Annotated in this window: 16 protein-coding genes; 4 read left to right on the top strand and 12 right to left on the bottom strand. The window is 42.7% G+C overall.

Annotated elements, in window-relative coordinates; translation table 11 throughout:
* Nucleotides 1–35 precede the first annotated feature (35 nt).
* From A7P54_RS13305 to A7P54_RS13295, 3 genes are all read right to left on the bottom strand, one after another.
* Nucleotides 36–803: a transporter gene (locus A7P54_RS13305; RefSeq protein WP_005201616.1), complete on the bottom strand. Its 768-nt coding sequence runs from the start codon at nt 801–803 to the stop codon at nt 36–38.
* Between the two features lie 32 nt (nt 804–835).
* The gene (locus A7P54_RS13300; RefSeq protein WP_171549874.1) at nt 836–1,381 is read right to left on the bottom strand and encodes an ankyrin repeat domain-containing protein; all 546 of its coding nucleotides are present in this window, start codon (nt 1,379–1,381) and stop codon (nt 836–838) included.
* 143 nt (nt 1,382–1,524) lie between these two features.
* Nucleotides 1,525–1,899: an HPF/RaiA family ribosome-associated protein gene (locus A7P54_RS13295; protein WP_171549873.1), complete on the bottom strand. Its 375-nt coding sequence runs from the start codon at nt 1,897–1,899 to the stop codon at nt 1,525–1,527.
* A gap of 369 nt (nt 1,900–2,268) precedes the next feature.
* Here A7P54_RS13295 and A7P54_RS13290 point away from each other — a divergent pair, with 369 nt between their 5' ends.
* The 3 genes from A7P54_RS13290 to A7P54_RS13280 all read left to right on the top strand — a co-directional run bounded on the left by A7P54_RS13290 (nt 2,269) and on the right by A7P54_RS13280 (nt 4,502).
* Nucleotides 2,269–2,994, top strand: coding sequence for an outer membrane protein OmpK (locus tag A7P54_RS13290; RefSeq protein WP_171549872.1), 726 nt, complete (start codon nt 2,269–2,271; stop codon nt 2,992–2,994).
* Nucleotides 2,995–3,129: 135 nt separating this feature from the next.
* Nucleotides 3,130–3,681, top strand: coding sequence for a GNAT family N-acetyltransferase (locus A7P54_RS13285; protein ID WP_171549871.1), 552 nt, complete (start codon nt 3,130–3,132; stop codon nt 3,679–3,681).
* Nucleotides 3,682–3,761: 80 nt separating this feature from the next.
* Nucleotides 3,762–4,502: a hypothetical protein gene (locus tag A7P54_RS13280; protein ID WP_171549870.1), complete on the top strand. Its 741-nt coding sequence runs from the start codon at nt 3,762–3,764 to the stop codon at nt 4,500–4,502.
* Between the two features lie 214 nt (nt 4,503–4,716).
* On the opposite strand, the gene urtE is transcribed toward A7P54_RS13280, so the two are convergent.
* From urtE to A7P54_RS13240, 8 genes are all read right to left on the bottom strand, one after another.
* The gene (urtE, locus tag A7P54_RS13275; protein WP_004657106.1) at nt 4,717–5,415 is read right to left on the bottom strand and encodes an urea ABC transporter ATP-binding subunit UrtE; all 699 of its coding nucleotides are present in this window, start codon (nt 5,413–5,415) and stop codon (nt 4,717–4,719) included.
* Nucleotides 5,416–5,424: 9 nt separating this feature from the next.
* Nucleotides 5,425–6,252 carry an urea ABC transporter ATP-binding protein UrtD gene (gene urtD, locus A7P54_RS13270; protein ID WP_171549869.1) on the bottom strand — a complete coding sequence of 276 codons (828 nt, stop codon included), beginning with the start codon at nt 6,250–6,252 and terminating at the stop codon, nt 5,425–5,427.
* Nucleotides 6,253–7,323, bottom strand: a complete 1,071-nt coding sequence (gene urtC, locus A7P54_RS13265) for an urea ABC transporter permease subunit UrtC (RefSeq protein ID WP_171549868.1) — start codon at nt 7,321–7,323, stop codon at nt 6,253–6,255.
* Nucleotides 7,324–7,327: 4 nt separating this feature from the next.
* The gene (urtB, locus tag A7P54_RS13260; protein ID WP_005201622.1) at nt 7,328–8,950 is read right to left on the bottom strand and encodes an urea ABC transporter permease subunit UrtB; all 1,623 of its coding nucleotides are present in this window, start codon (nt 8,948–8,950) and stop codon (nt 7,328–7,330) included.
* An 87-nt stretch (nt 8,951–9,037) separates the two neighbouring features.
* Entirely contained in the window at nt 9,038–10,318 is a 1,281-nt protein-coding gene (gene urtA, locus A7P54_RS13255; RefSeq protein ID WP_004803542.1) for an urea ABC transporter substrate-binding protein, read from the bottom strand.
* Nucleotides 10,319–10,522: 204 nt separating this feature from the next.
* Entirely contained in the window at nt 10,523–11,092 is a 570-nt protein-coding gene (locus A7P54_RS13250) for a DUF6714 family protein (protein WP_050511440.1), read from the bottom strand.
* Entirely contained in the window at nt 11,092–12,975 is a 1,884-nt protein-coding gene (gene parE, locus A7P54_RS13245) for a DNA topoisomerase IV subunit B (protein ID WP_171549867.1), read from the bottom strand. Before parE ends, A7P54_RS13250 begins: the two co-directional genes overlap by 1 nt.
* 14 nt (nt 12,976–12,989) lie before the next feature.
* Complete coding sequence (locus tag A7P54_RS13240; RefSeq protein ID WP_005185961.1) at nt 12,990–13,580, bottom strand: YqiA/YcfP family alpha/beta fold hydrolase; 591 nt, start codon at nt 13,578–13,580, stop codon at nt 12,990–12,992.
* 262 nt (nt 13,581–13,842) lie between these two features.
* Here A7P54_RS13240 and A7P54_RS13235 point away from each other — a divergent pair, with 262 nt between their 5' ends.
* Entirely contained in the window at nt 13,843–15,189 is a 1,347-nt protein-coding gene (locus tag A7P54_RS13235; protein ID WP_004803536.1) for a hypothetical protein, read from the top strand.
* An 80-nt stretch (nt 15,190–15,269) separates the two neighbouring features.
* Here A7P54_RS13235 and A7P54_RS13230 read toward each other — a convergent pair whose 3' ends face one another.
* Entirely contained in the window at nt 15,270–15,818 is a 549-nt protein-coding gene (locus tag A7P54_RS13230) for a hypothetical protein (RefSeq protein WP_171549866.1), read from the bottom strand.
* Nucleotides 15,819–15,825 lie beyond the last annotated feature (7 nt).

Here is a 15,825-nt window from a genome sequence, read left to right as displayed (position 1 = left end):
GTGAATTTAAGAGAAGTCAGGAGTATTCATTATTGTTAGAATAAAACCGATACGCCGAAGCCACCGTTATAACCTTTTTGATCGCCATTCAGGTCAACACCAATGCTGGCATCTAATTGCGTGCGATTATTCAAAGCATAAATCAGACCTGTACCGAGACCATATTCATAATCTTGGCTCTCAGCCTTACGATAAACGAATTCTGAATAACCCGATAATTTACCTGCAATTTTATAGTCAATGGTTGGAATTGCAGTCACGGCCCAATTACTGTTCTGCGCTTCATAACGCATGGTGATCGAAGTTCCAATCAAGTCACTAAATTCGTAAGCAACTGCTGAAGTGAGACTATAGATATCATCATGGTTGGTGAATTCATCATTCCCCGTTGCAATAATGGCTTCAGCCAACAATGCCATAGATAAACGATCATCTTTTAAATCAATGGCTTTTTTCAAACCAATGCTGACATCGCCCAGACCATTGGTCTCTTTTTTCGTGCCTGCACGTTTGTATTGCTGCCACACTGGACCTTGCCAACCCAATTGCAGTTCCAAACCATCGGCCAAACCGGTACGCAATAACATGTCACCGTTAAGGGTTAAGGTCTTGTCTTTGACACCATCGACCTTACCCTCTTGGTAGTTGATACTCGGTAAACCCTGTTCCCATGCCAACTGTCCCACAGGGGTAATACCAGTCCCTATCCCCGTACCAGGGCGGTCAAAAGAAAAGTCAGCCGCAAAAACGGTACTTGTCAGCATAGATGCAGCAATTAAGCTCAATGTTTGCAATGTTTTCATTCTATTCCTCGTTCTATTTCTAATAGCTTGGCTTATGCGCTGAGCTCTTTTGACATTTTTGCACCATGTTCACGTAGCAATTCCAGTGTTGCACGCTCTTCTGGTAATGACTCCGACCAATCAATTTCATCAAATTCGCAATCAAAGAACAATTGGCTGATTGATGATAAAACCGTTAAACCTTCTTCATCACGGGTATTTGGATCTACTTTTTCAACCAATAACCGTTCTACCACAGGCACGCAAGCAGAACTTGCTGCATCCCACAATGGACCATAAAACTCTTCTGAATCCCATAAATGCAGATTGGCTTTGGCTTGAATCAATAGATCTAAAATATCTAAATAAACTTTAAGTTGTTGTTGCTTTTCTTCATCAGTGAAAGGCTTACCTACTTCATAAGCTTCACAAATTCGTTCCCACCATACGAACAAACCATCGCAAATCACAGAGACAGGCGGACCTTGTTCAGGGTCAATAAAATTCGGGTCGAGTCCTTCAGCAAGTAAAGATTGCACTTGGTCCAAATCGAGTTGTTGTATGGCTTGCACCAAGGCCTGCTGTTGCTTATTTAACATGACCAATTCTCACAATATTTTTTAATATGTCTATTATGCCGAATATCCTGACAGGATTTTATAAAAGCATCTAAAAAATCATGTATAAATTTGATACACGCATAAAAAAAGCCCCAAACAGGGCTTTTTTTATGCGTCGATTTTTACACTTCATCATCCACTTTTACATCGTCATCTACATCGACATATTCTGGCAAGCCACCACGATGGTGTTCTTTTTTCTCATACAGATGCTCCAAACTACGTTTCAGTTTATCAATTGCACCATGAATCGAATTATCAATATTTGCTGCTTTGTGTGTCACTGCGACAGGTTTCATTCCTGCTGGGCGAGCTTCAATCATACACCGTTTGTCATGATCGCCCGTTTTGTCCCCATTCTCATCACTAATATGAACCGAAAAATGTGTAATACGCTCGCTATAACGTTGGAATTCTTGTGTAAGTTCTGCACGAACATAACTATTTAAGCGTTCACTACCTTGAATGTTTTTATCTGTACGGATTTCAATATTCATAAATATCTTCCTCTCTTTTCTGTGAGACGGTGCTACAAAACTTTTTTCTTTGCACACTTTGAGCATGCAGTCATTCAGTGCAGTTGTATATTCTGATTGTGTAAATGCGTGTTGTCTCCTCGCTTTGCATCTGTTGTTTTTCAGTATGTAAGAAGATCTTCTATAGTTCCAATATCTGACTTTCCTCCAAAATATGCAAGCTGATTTTTGACATTTTGATGAAATCTTCAACAAAAAGATAACTAACTTGAACGTCCTTTTAGACGGGTTCAGGCATATACAATTCTTTTGTTCATTTGGTCAAATTTGGCTTTATTTTTGCTTAATACCTTGTATCCTTTACACGCCTTTTGGGGGGAGATTTTTTAAATGCAATTGAAGCAACTTGCAGCAACATGTTTATTGGTATCTACAGCAACTTTCACTCAAGCGAAGCCGATTTGGCAAGATTTCAGCTTGACTGGTTTGTATGGCGAGAACTACGAAGTTGTTGATGAAAAGCAAACAACCATCACTGTTGAATATGCGGCAAAAGTTAAATATGCCGATGTATTCTTCTTTATGGACCGTATGCGTGGCAGCGATGACCACAAAAGCACTTATTTCGAGCTTTCTCCACGTTTAAGCTTGGGTGAAATTTCAGGTCAAAAACTTGCGTTTGGTCCAATCAAAGATGTGCTGATCTCAACCACTTGGGAAAGCAACAATGATGACTTCGCTAGTTTTGACAACTTCTTGTATGGTGTTGGTTTCGATCTCGCGATTCCATATTTCCAATATGCGAATGTAAACTTCTACCGTGCCAACAACGAAAATACCGCTGATGACTATCAGATGACCATTGCTTATGCTTTGCCATTTAAAGTATCAAACGAAGATTTCTTGGTGGATGGTTTCCTTGACTGGTCTACAGGCGAAAAAGATCACGCAAGTGAACTCAACTGGACCACACAATACAAGTGGAACTTGGGTAAACACATTTCACCAGACACTCGCCTTTACTTAGGTGTTGAGCATTCTGTTTGGAATAACAAATTCGGTATGAAAAACCGTGACGAAAATAACGTCAGTGCTTTGATTAAATACCACTTCTAAGCCTTTTAGAATGTGAAAAAACAGCAAGGATTTCCTTGCTGTTTTTGTTTGTATCATCGAATATAAATGTGAGCTGACCTTTTGCTCTATCCACATCATATCTGTTTATTTTATCTAATTTGATGACCTGCACTTATGTCTGAACATCTTGCGCTTACTGCTTCTGTTTTAGCCGCACATTTCCACATGCGTTTTGCCACAGTCGATGACCTTGAACAAATCCTCGCGATCTATAATGCAGAGATCCTGAATGGAACGGCGAATTGGAATGATCAGGCAGTTTCCTTAGTGGATTATCAGCAACGTTTTCACGACATGCAGCAACAGCACTTCCCCATGATCGTGGTCGAAGACCTGAATAGCCATCAGGTTGCAGGCTATGCCTATTACACTGCCTTTCGAACCATCAGCGGCTATCGCCAAAGCATTGAACATTCTGTTTTTGTTGATCCAAGCTACGCTCGCCAAGGTCTGGGCAAAGCCCTGATGCAACAACTGATTCATCTGGCCAAACAGCAAAACATGCATATCATGGTAGCTGCGATTGATAGTGAAAATAAGGGCTCAATTGTGTTACATGAACAACTGGGCTTCATCCAAACAGGCTATATGCCGCAAGTGGGGCAAAAGTTTGGGACATGGCGAGATTTGGTCTGGATGCAACTGCAACTCACAGAATCTCAATAAAACCTCACTTTTACCCTACTGTCCTACCACTAAATTGTAGCTTAGAATGAAAGCAATACTTGATTTCAAAAATAGCCAAAATGATTAAAACATCTCAACTCGGTCTGTGCCTTTCCATCGCAATCGCGTCAAGCGCGAGCTTTGCCGAAGTTTCTTTTGAACAAGAGTTGCAACAAGGCTGCGCCAAAGTAAAACAATATGCGCAAGCAGGTAAAAAGTTTTACGATCAAAAGCAATATCTCAAAGCCGCCAAACAATTTGAAGATCAAGCCGCATGGGCACATTTCTGTCAACTTAATGCAGATGAAAGCGGGATTCAGGTCAGTGACCGAGACATTGAAATCGCTAACAATAATGTCGGCTTAAGCTATGCCAAACTAGGCAAACCGCAATGGGCCAGAGTCTGGTTTCTCAGAGATAAAGACTCAAAAACCAGTCAATACAATTTAAAACAGCTCCCTAAACCAAAACTATCTTCAGATTTACAAGGAACTTATGTCCGCGCCAATGGTTTTGGGCAATGGGATTACCTCAAGGTCAGCAAAAAACAGAATCAATATCAGATTGCATTTGATGGCTATTACTTCGGACTACGTGGCCTGATCTATGGACCCAATATGGGACAGTTTGAAACCAGCATGCCAATCAAGTCAAAACAAACCAGCTATCGCTATGAAGATTGCCAAATCAAACTTCTATTCGCCAATGATGCGAATCTTGGACAAAAAATTGAGGTTGAACAGCACAACGGCGAGTCCTCATGTGGCTTTGGACACAATGTCTATGCTGGTGGCACGTTTTATAAGGTTGAAGACAAATAAATCTAGGCTAACCATTTAATGTTCTAAATTGCATTTCCCCAACACTCACTATCGTGATAGGCGACATGGATGTCGCCATGTTCGACTACGGTCACAAGGACGTACCGTTAGTCGAACAAAGGATTTTTGCCTACTTTTGATCCTTCAAAAGTAGGGTACATCATAAAGATAGATTACTAAAAACACTGATAAAGCAACAATTAGCCAAGAAATACTATATCGCCACCAACTCCCGAATCCCCTTCTCAGGCATATCCTCCCCCCGCCCCTGTGCAATCACCTGCCCACGCGCCATCACCGTATACGCATCTGCCAACTCTTCAGCAAAATCATAAAACTGTTCCACCAAAATAATCGCCATCTCGCCTTGATCAGCCAACTTACGAATCACTCGACCAATATCTTTAATAATTGAAGGCTGAATCCCTTCGGTCGGTTCATCCAGAATTAACACGCTTGGTTCTGAGGCCAACGCTCTGGCAATCGCAAGCTGCTGTTGCTGGCCACCCGATAAATCTCCGCCACGGCGATGTTTCATTTCATCCAGCACAGGGAAAATTTCATACAAATGGCTTGGCACCTTACGGGTCTTGGCCCCTGAAAATTTCGCCATACCAATTAAAATATTTTCTTCTACCGTTAAAGTCGAAAAGATATCGCGACCTTGCGGCACATAAGCCAACCCCGCACGCACCCGTTGCTCAGGGGACATCTTGGCAATGTCTTTGCCATCTAATAGGATCTGTCCTGATTTAATCGGTAGTATCCCCATCAGGCATTTCAGTAAGGTGGTTTTGCCCACGCCATTGCGTCCTAAGACCACACTACATTCACCGACAGGCGCGTTAAAAGACACATCACGCAGAATATGACTGCCACCATAGAATTGATTAATTTGTTTCACTTCTAACATGTGCCTCTCCTAGCGTCCCAAATATTTTTCGATCACATCTTCATTGGCCTGAACCTCTGCCAATGTGCCCTCAGCCAAAATCGCCCCTTGCGCCAGTACCGTGACTTTTTCACTGATGGTATCAATAAAGCTCATGTCATGTTCCACCACCACAAGGGTGTGATTTTTTTTCAGTTCCAGACACAGTTCAGCCGTGCGCTCGGTTTCAGCATCGGTCATGCCTGCGACAGGCTCATCCAATAAAATCAACTTCGGTCGTTGCATCAGCAACATGCCGATTTCCAACCACTGTTTTTGTCCATGTGACAGCAAACCTGCTGGCTTGTGTACAAACTCCTTTAAACGAATCTGTTCCAAGCTTTCATCCAAAGCCAATTGCGCTTCTGGGTCTAAACGAGAAAAGAAGCTTTTCTTCACCCGTTTATCTCGTGGTGCTGCCAACAGTAGATTTTCCATGACGGTAAAATTTTCAAACACCGTTGGTTTTTGGAATTTTCGACCGATGCCCGCTTCGGCAATTTGCTCGGTACTCATTTTGGCAAGATCATAGTTTTGCCCAAAAAATGCCGTGCCTGTGGTTGGACGGGTTTTACCAGTAATCACATCCATCAAGGTGGTTTTTCCTGCGCCATTCGGCCCGATGATGCAGCGTAATTCACCCTCGGCAATGTACAGCGACAAATCATTCAAGGCCCGAAATGAGTCAAACCAGATACTGACTTTTTCCAGATATAAGGCAATGCCGTGGCTAAAATCCGCACCTTGCGGCTTGGCGCGACCATAACCCTCACCCAGTTGACCGCCATGTTGAGCTGAGTCTATTAATACATTACTCATTTAGTCACGCTCCTTTTTAAAACGGTCAAATAAACCAATCACACCCTTCGGCAGGAATAGGGTGACTACAATAAATAATGCACCTAAGATCAATAACCATGCTTCTGGCGCAGCCACAGTGAAATAGGTTTTCACTGCATTAATTAAACCTGCCCCTAAAATTGGGCCAATCAAAGTGCCACGTCCACCCGCAGCCACCCACACCGCCATTTCAATCGAGTTGACTGGGTTCATTTCACTTGGGTTAATGATGCCTGCCTGCGGCACATACAACGCCCCGGCAATGCCTGCAATCACCGCAGATAATACCCATGCAGATAGCTTGTACCACAACGTGCGATAGCCGAGATATTGCAGGCGATTTTCACTGTCACGAATCGCCCCCAATACTCTCCCATAAGGACGATTCATCAACTGGCGTAGACCGAGGAAACACAACATCAACATCAACGCAGTCACAAAGCATAGCGTTGCACGCATCGGTGCAGAGGTAATGTCAAAACCCAAAATTGTTTTAAAGCCTGTAAAACCATTGTTGCCCCCAAAGCCTGTTTCATTACGGAAGAACAGTAATGCGGCGGCAAAAGTCATGGCTTGAGTAATGATCGAGAAATACACGCCTTTGATTTTGGAACGAAAGGCAAAAAAGCCAAAAATAAACGCGATCAAACCCGGTACAAGAATGACTAAAGCCAAGGCCCAAGCGATATGCTCAGTACCGATCCAATACCAAGGCAACTCGGTCCAACTGAGGAAGCGCATAAAATCAGGCAGACCATCGCCTGCGGATTGACGCATCAGGTACATGCCAAAGGCATAACCGCCTAAGGCAAAATACAAACCATGTCCCAAGCTTAGAATCCCGGCATAGCCCCAAACCAGATCCAGTGCAAGAGCCACCAAGGCCAAACACATGATCTTGCCAATCAAAGTGATCCAATAAGCAGACAGATAAAATGCAGAGTCAGGAGACAACAGGTGTAGCCATGGCAACAATAAGAGCACGCCAAAACAAACTGCAATCGCCACCGCGCTATAGGGTTTGTCGGCAAATAAAGAAGTGATTTTCATTGGCTTACTCCACAAAACGGCCTTTGATGGCAAACAAACCTTGTGGACGCTTTTGGATAAACAAAATCACAAGAACCAAGAGAATAATTTTTGCGAGCACTGCGCCTAAACCAATCTCTAAAACTGTACCGCTAATACCGAGTCCAAGCGCTGCCAATACCGCACCCCACACTTGACCCACGCCACCGACAACAACGACAAGGAAGGCATCGATAATGTAGTTCTGTCCTAGATCTGGGCCAACATTACCCACCTGCGCCAAGGCACAACCTGCCAAACCCGCCAAGCCTGAACCCAGACCAAAAGCCATCATGTCAATCCGTGCAGAACGGATACCAACAGCGCGTGCCATTTGACGATTTTGCGTCACCGCACGTACAAATAAACCAAAACGAGTTTTATTGAGTAAGAACAGCAACAGTAATAACACTGCGACGGTAAAACCAATAATGGCGATCCGGTTATAAGGCAGCATCAGGCTCGGTGTTAGCGCAATTCCACCACTCAACCATGCTACGTTGGAAACCTCGACATTTTGCGCGCCAAACACCATACGCACCAATTGCATCAGGATCAGACTCACACCAAAGGTGGCAAGTAAAGTTTCCAATTGACGGCCATACAGCGGGCGAATCACGGTGCGTTCAATCAACATGCCCATCAAGGCACTGACCAGGAATGCCGCAGGAATCGCAGCCAACAGATACCAATCGACTAATCCAGCAAAATGAGTCTTAAAAAAACTCTGGATTACATAGGTGGTATAGGCACCAATCATGATGAGCTCACCATGTGCCATGTTAATTACCCCAAGCAGACCATAGGTAATGGCTAAGCCAAGTGCTGCAAGCAGTAAAATGCTGGCGGTACTTAGGCCTGAAAAGACATGGCCTGACCACTCACTGATTTGTAGGCGGGTTTTAATTTTATTTTGTGCATCCAGTAAAGCTGCTTTCAGCGCAGGATTAGTTTGTGGTTGTTCTAAAGTTTGGTTGATCAAAGCGAATACGTCAGGACGATTTGAATCGGCCAAGACTTTCACTGCTTCAAGCTTGGTAAACTCATCAGCACTGTTAAAATCCAGACGAGCTTTGAGCTGTGCTAAACGTGCTTTGACCTGATCATTTTTTTCATTCAGATAAAGCTGCTTCACCATCGCGACATCAAGTTCAGCCAAGTTATTTTCTAAAATATCAACTGCAGCTAAACGTTGAGAAGCATCTGTAGAATCGAGTTTGGCTTTGGCTTGACCAAAATTCAGCGCCTTGCGTAAGGTATTCACCAAAGTCACTTGGGATAAATCTGCTGGCCATTGCTCCAATGCTTGCTGCTCAGGATAACTAAACAGTTTGTCATCATTTTTCAGCAAATACGTATTGCCTGCGCTATCGGTATACAGCTCATTTTGATCAATATATGCCACCAGTTGATCCAGTTGTTCAATACTGGCAGGCCATTGATTGAGCATGGCACGACGCGTCGCAAAATCGGACTTCACAAAGGTCTGAATGGCATCTTGAGAAGCTGTAGACGTCACGGTTGTTGCGGATGTGGCTTCTGCCCATGCTGGACTAAAAATCATCTGTGCCATGATGCAGAGCAGTGCCAAAACATAGTGTTTCGCCATAGAACTCCCCTTATTATTACGGTTTTAAATAGATCAAAAAAAACAGAATAGAAAAGCCTGCTATGAATACAGCAGGCTAAAAGTCACTTATTTCGGGATATACGGGCTCCAAGGCTCTGCCTTGATGGTTTGTGCAGTTTTATAAACCACGTCGAATTGACCATCGCCGCGGATCTGTCCAATCATCACAGGTTTATGTAGATGGTGATTAGTTTCATCCATTTTTAAGGTATAGCCTGATGGCGCAGCAAAAGTCTGACCTGCCATCGCATCACGAACTTTGTCGACTTCTGTAGAGCCCGCTTTTTCAACCGCTTGCTTCCACATATTGATACCGACATAGGTCGCTTCCATTGGATCGTTGGTCACCACTTTGTCTGCATTTGGAAGTTTGTATTCCACCGCATATTGTTTGAATTTATTCACAAACTCAGTGTTTTTAGGATTTTTCACCGACATGAAGTAATTCCATGCCGCTAAATGACCCACCAATGGTTTGGTATCAATACCACGTAATTCTTCCTCACCCACCGAGAACGCCATCACCGGAATATCCGATGCTTTGATGCCTTGGTTACCCAGTTCACGATAGAACGGTACATTGGAGTCACCATTGATGGTCGAAATTACCGCAGTCTTTTTACCCGCAGAGAATTTCTTAATATTGGAAACAATGGTTTGATAATTGCTGTGGCCAAATGGCGTATATTCTTCCATGATGTCAGCATCAGCCACACCCTTCGACTTCAAGAAAGCACGTAAGATTTTATTAGTGGTGCGTGGATAGACATAATCTGTGCCCAACAACACAAAACGTTCTGCTTTACCGCCTTCATCCCCCATCAAGTATTCAACCGCAGGAATCGCTTGTTGATTTGGCGCTGCGCCTGTGTAGAAAATATTCTTAGACTGTTCCTGACCTTCATATTGCACTGGATAGAACAACAAGCCATTCAGTTCTTCCACCACAGGCAACACTGACTTACGCGAAACGGATGTCCAGCAGCCAAAAATTACTGCGACCTTATCTTGGGTAATCAACTGACGGGCTTTTTCTGCAAATAATGGCCAATCCGATGCAGGGTCAACAATCACAGGCTCTAATTTTTTACCCAGTACCCCACCATTGGCATTAATCTCATTAATGGTCATCAAGGCAGTGTCTTTCAGTGACGTTTCAGAAATCGCCATGGTGCCTGAAAGCGAATGCAGAATTCCGACTTTAATGGTATCGCCACTCGCTGCGGGTGCAGTTTTAGCTTCTGTTTTGGTCTGTTCTGTTTTTTCTGCTGGTTTTGAACAGCCAACTAGACCGATCCCCATCATGGCTGCCATGAGCACTGACATCGACATCAATTTGTTTTGCATCTTGTTTCTCCACCCATCAATAATTGTGATTTTTACTGGGTGGAGTTATTCAATTTCTGTGCCAACACAGCAAGCTATTGTTTTTATTTAATTTAAATAAAAGTTAAGTATTAATTCTTCCATCTTGTATACAACATTGCATACAAAAAATACGCAACGACCTAAAAGAGTGCAGATGCTCATCATTATCTACTGATATATTAACTATACGATGGCTGTGCCTGACCAGTAGCCTGTAATTAATGCACTCATGATTTCCTTATAATGATAAGTGTAATCAGGCTCATCCAGCAAAATTTGTAAATAATCTGCCACAACTGCACGCTGTTCAGCATTAAATAAGCTGAATTTTCTTTCTGTATCATGCCATTCATGTGTCAACGTAAAACTGAGGTCATGTAAATAATCCCCATTTAAACTTGCTAATAAAAATGCAGGTAAATGAAACAACATGCCTTGAGCATCAAAAAATGAGAGACCGCTGTTACAACGATTTAAGGCATCAACCGAAATGTTATGCCAATTTAGCTTTTCATCTTTAGCGCGATAAGCCAAGCACTCTGCTTGGCTTGCATAATCATCCATCCCTTGTGCTTCATATAAACCAATTCCCTCTTGTAGAGTGACTCCATTAAAAGCACTAGAGATTTTTTGTTTCACTTCATCTAACTGTTGCCAACGTGGCAAGAGTTCTTCGGCTGCTTCAATCGTGATGGGATCATAGCCTTTCTTGCGCATCTCCTGAATATCACTAGGTGAAGGATATTTTTTCATCAAACCACGATATCCGCCAAATTACCCTTCTGTTCTAACCAATGTTTACGGTCCGCCGAACGTTTTTTTGCCAGCAATTTATCCAATAACCCTGCAGTTAAATGCGCATCATCCAAATCCAACTGCACCAAACGACGGGTGTTCGGATCCATGGTGGTTTCACGCAATTGGCTGGCGTTCATCTCGCCCAAACCTTTAAATCGTGTGATCTGAGGATTTTTATTGCCTTTAACTTTTTTCAGGATGCTTTCAAGTTCATCATCATCCAAGGCATAGTACACCTCTTTACCAATATCAATACGATAGAGCGGTGGCATAGCGACGAACAGATGACCTTCTTCAACCAAGGTCGGGAAATGTTTTACGAATAAAGCGCATAATAAGGTTGCGATATGCAGACCATCCGAGTCTGCATCGGCAAGGATACAGATCTTGCCATAACGTAATTCAGACAGATCATCACTGCCTGGATCAACGCCTATGGCAATAGCGATATCATGCACTTCTTGAGAAGCCAAAACTTCGTCCGAGGAGACTTCCCAAGTATTCAGGATTTTTCCACGAATCGGCATAATCGCTTGGAAATTCTTGTCACGTGCCTGTTTGGCACTACCGCCCGCAGAATCCCCTTCGACAATAAACAGCTCACTGTCCTCACGGGTTAAACCGACACAATCGGCTAATTTCCCTGGTAGTGCTGGACCTGCGACAATCTTCTTACGTTCAACTTTTTTCGCTGCTTTTAAACGACGTCCAGCTTTGGCAATCGCCATTTCAGCCAATTGTGTTGCAATCTCGGCATGCTGGTTTAACCATAAAGCAAATGCATCTTTGGCTATGTTCAGCACAATATTAGAGGCTTCACGACTGGATAAACGTTCTTTGGTTTGGCCTGAAAATTGTGGCTCTTGGAATTTCAGCGATAAAATGAAGTTCACCCCATCCCAGACATCTTCCGCAGAGAGCTTCATATTACGCGGCAACAAATTGCGTAATTCACAAAATTCACGTAAAGCCTCAGTCACACCTGAACGCAGACCATTGACATGGGTACCGCCTTGCGCAGTTGGAATCAAGTTGACATAGCTTTCCTGAATCTGCTCGCCACCTTCCACATTCCAGCAAATCGCAAATTCACAGGCTGCGCGGTCTGCTTGTCCGCTACTGACAAAAGCGGGATCTGGCAAGATTTCACGATCTTGCAGTTCATCCATTAAATAGTCGACTAGACCATTTTCAAACTGCCACTCGATCTTTTCATTATTAATTTTATCGTCATAAATTATTTTTAGGCCCGCAGCTAAAACCGCTTTGGCCTTTAAATTATGTTTCAGTGCCTTAAGCGCAAATTTAGGGCTGTCAAAATATTTGGTTTCAGGCCAGAAACGTACCGTCGTGCCTGTCGCACGTTTAGCGACCTTACCTTCTAACACCGATAATGGTGCAACTGGCTCGCCTTGTTCAAAGGCCATTTGATACAGATTACCTTGACGCTGTACTGCTACTTCAACACGGGTCGATAAAGCATTGACCACCGAAATCCCGACACCATGCAAACCACCAGAGAACTGATAGTTATCGGTGCTGAATTTTCCACCCGCATGCAGCTTGGTCAAAATAATTTCAATACCACTTTGTCCATATTCTGGGTGAATATCGACTGGCATTCCGCGTCCATTATCTTCGACTGACAATGAACCATCTTCATACACCGTGACACAAATCTGGTTGGCGTGACCTGCAAGCGCTTCATCGACTGCATTATCAATCACCTCTTGCGCCAAATGGTTTGGACGTGAGGTGTCGGTATACATGCCCGGTCGACGACGCACTGGATCTAAACCAGAAAGAACTTCAAGAGATTGTGCCGTGTATTGTGTCACTTGGTCTGACTTCCTTATTGGATGGCTGCCGATAAAAATTCGAGAACTAAAGGTAATTTTTCTTCAAAATCATCCATTGCATGATTACCATCTGCGTCGGTTAAAATCAATGAGGATGGATGAACTGCACTATAATAGCGTTGAGCTTCACGATAATCCAAAACTTCGTCGCCTTGTTGCAAAAGCACTAGAATTTTATCAGCATGAACGAGCTTCGTGTCAGCAATCGATTGTAATTGCTGCAGTTGATTGGCATCAAGTGTCCATGATGCAGTGACTTTGAGTGGGATTTGTTCAACCCCAAATAAATCTTCGAATAATTGCCATGGTCGCATAGCAGGATTAATCAATACAGCAGCACAACCATATTTTGCGACAAGATATGTCGCATAGAAACCACCGAGACTGCTTCCCACTAAAACTACTTTATCCTGTGCTAAATTTTCGATAAGCTGAGAGAGTTGTTCTAGCACTTGATCGGGTGGCTGATTTAAATCAGGTAAATGCACTTGTATCGCCTCATGCTGTGCACAATATTGTTGCAACTGCTGTCCTTTTATCGACATCGGACTGCTTCGGAAACCATGTAGATAGATAATTTGCATACGCACCAAAATAGGCAATGACTTGACATAAAGTGAAATAAATCACATTATTTTGATTAATAGTTAAACAAATAACAATATAAATTACATTTAAGCTGGATATTGTCTGACACAAAAAACGATACTGTACTCCGTTCATCAGTATTCTAAAAAAATTACGTATGAAAGACATAAGATGTAAGCGTTTGTTGTAGTTTATCTAAACAATATTCAGAAAAAACACTTCAAACCTTCGGTATATATCAAGGATGGGGAAATCAATATGCCAAGTTTAACACCTCTGCATGAAACCTATTGTAAGTGGGATCGCACGCCCCCGAGTCAGGCAGATGTTTTGGAGGGTTTGGCACAGCTGGTCAGTACCAGCCTTAGTGGTGTACACGAACTGATTCAAGTGGTACAGACTGAGGTATTAAGGACAACGCTCGGTTTAAGTGCACAAAAAGCCAAACAATTACAAAAGCACCCGCAACTGCAAAAGTTTTATCAGTTTTCTTATGTGGCGCTACAAAAATATGGCAGTCATTTTCTTGCGCCAAATTTACGTCGCATTATTGAAAAATTTCCAGTCTTACATGACAAGCCCTTAACCCCAACTCTACATTTTTTGGTGGGTGCGTTGAATGGAATTTTTGGTGATTTCTTTTTAAAGCAGCACAATCCAATGGCTTTGCCAATGGTGCTTTATGATCACTATGGTTCTTTACAGCAAGGCGAGCTCACAGGGCGTGTGGTGATTCTGGCTCATGGTTTATGTATGAATCATTTAACCTGGTCTAATCATCGTTATGGTGGGATTGGTGAGCGTTTACTCGCGCAACGTGATAACAACACCATGCTGTATTTGAATTACAACACTGGTCGCCGAATTTCCGCAAATGGCCGTAGTTTTGCCAATACCTTAGAGGATTTGGTACAGCGTAATCCGCGTATTACCAGTATCGACCTGATCGGGCACAGTATGGGCGGCTTGGTTTCGCGTAGTGCTCTATTTTATGGCAAACAAAATCTGTATCAATGGGTGCATATGGTCGAGAATCTGGTTTGTATCGGTTCGCCACATCATGGTGCAGTACTTGAACGCTTTGGCTTCGTTTTACAAGACAAACTCGGTGGATTCCCGTTTATCAACTTGCTTGGTCAATTGGTGAATGTGCGTAGTAACGGCATACTCGATCTACGTTATGGTAGTGTCCGTGATGATGACTGGGAACATAATGATGCGCGCATTGGTTTTGCCGACGATAATCGTAAACCTGCTCCGCTACCGTCCCATATCAATACCTTTTTGATTGCAGGGACTTTAGAGTTCGAGAAGTTACGTAATAAAGCGCTGTCTGTGATTGGGGATTATCTGGTCAGTGTGAAAAGTGCTTTGGGTGAACATCAAAATCCACGTTTCCAATTGAAATTACCAGACACTCATAAAGCGGTTTTCTATGGGCTGAATCATTTTGAAATTCAGTATCATTCCAGTGTGGCCGAACAAATCACACGCTGGTTATATCCAGATGCTAAAGAGAAAGTTGAAGCTGGTGTACAAACCCATATGATCAACGTACCTCAAAACTATACCTTTGATGATTTAGAAGGCATTGTTGAGACCTAAAAGATAAAAGCTCAGTTAGGATCTAGCTGAGCTTTTATCGATCAAAATCCGTGACAAACTTCATCAGCTTAGAAATACCCTTACTGAACAAATTCACCTTGGTCATTTAATTTTAGTTTTAGATCTTTTCCAAATTCTTTATATAAAACCTCATACTTCTGATTAATGAAAATATTTTGAGATGCATCTAAGGTAATGCTTTTAACCAAGCCAAACCTGTTGACCGTCGTCAGATTTATTTCTGGGGTTTCCCCTTCACTTGTTGAGGGAGACGCGATCAATAAAACACCCGCTCTTGTTTCTGGGAAAACAACCGAATCACCATAGCTTGGGTTAATAAATTTATAAACTTTGATCAAACCAACACTATCAATTAAGTTAATCGAGCCACAATTCATTCTCTGTGCCGATAAAATACAATTCAGATGTGCATTTGAGTTATAAGGAAGTGAAGTGATCAGGAAACCATCATCATTTTTTAACTTTGCAGGATTTGATGAAGCTTTATGTATTTGGCTTTGATGAGAAATCTCATGTTTCTTTTCTGAGGCAGTGCTACAGGAAGAAGCTAAGAGACTTAGGCAGACCAAGCCTAGAATATAAGTATATTTTTTATAAGGTGAAGTCATAATAAAT

The sequence above is a fragment of the Acinetobacter sp. Ac_3412 genome (assembly GCF_013072675.1).
GTDB lineage: Bacteria > Pseudomonadota > Gammaproteobacteria > Pseudomonadales > Moraxellaceae > Acinetobacter > Acinetobacter higginsii.
This window is presented reverse-complemented; position numbering and strand designations above follow the sequence as displayed.

Bases quoted from the DNA above. Each gene is read 5' to 3' on its own strand.
- A7P54_RS13305 (WP_005201616.1), bottom strand. From the start codon at position 803: ATGAAAACATTGCAAACATTGAGCTTAATTGCTGCATCTATGCTGACA.
- A7P54_RS13300 (WP_171549874.1), bottom strand. From the start codon at position 1,381: ATGTTAAATAAGCAACAGCAGGCCTTGGTGCAAGCCATACAACAACTC.
- A7P54_RS13295 (WP_171549873.1), bottom strand. From the start codon at position 1,899: ATGAATATTGAAATCCGTACAGATAAAAACATTCAAGGTAGTGAACGC.
- A7P54_RS13290 (WP_171549872.1), top strand. From the start codon at position 2,269: ATGCAATTGAAGCAACTTGCAGCAACATGTTTATTGGTATCTACAGCA.
- A7P54_RS13285 (WP_171549871.1), top strand. From the start codon at position 3,130: ATGTCTGAACATCTTGCGCTTACTGCTTCTGTTTTAGCCGCACATTTC.
- A7P54_RS13280 (WP_171549870.1), top strand. From the start codon at position 3,762: ATGATTAAAACATCTCAACTCGGTCTGTGCCTTTCCATCGCAATCGCG.
- urtE (WP_004657106.1), bottom strand. From the start codon at position 5,415: ATGTTAGAAGTGAAACAAATTAATCAATTCTATGGTGGCAGTCATATT.
- urtD (WP_171549869.1), bottom strand. From the start codon at position 6,252: ATGAGTAATGTATTAATAGACTCAGCTCAACATGGCGGTCAACTGGGT.
- urtC (WP_171549868.1), bottom strand. From the start codon at position 7,323: ATGAAAATCACTTCTTTATTTGCCGACAAACCCTATAGCGCGGTGGCG.
- urtB (WP_005201622.1), bottom strand. From the start codon at position 8,950: ATGGCGAAACACTATGTTTTGGCACTGCTCTGCATCATGGCACAGATG.
- urtA (WP_004803542.1), bottom strand. From the start codon at position 10,318: ATGCAAAACAAATTGATGTCGATGTCAGTGCTCATGGCAGCCATGATG.
- A7P54_RS13250 (WP_050511440.1), bottom strand. From the start codon at position 11,092: ATGAAAAAATATCCTTCACCTAGTGATATTCAGGAGATGCGCAAGAAA.
- A7P54_RS13240 (WP_005185961.1), bottom strand. From the start codon at position 13,580: ATGCAAATTATCTATCTACATGGTTTCCGAAGCAGTCCGATGTCGATA.
- A7P54_RS13235 (WP_004803536.1), top strand. From the start codon at position 13,843: ATGCCAAGTTTAACACCTCTGCATGAAACCTATTGTAAGTGGGATCGC.
- A7P54_RS13230 (WP_171549866.1), bottom strand. From the start codon at position 15,818: ATGACTTCACCTTATAAAAAATATACTTATATTCTAGGCTTGGTCTGC.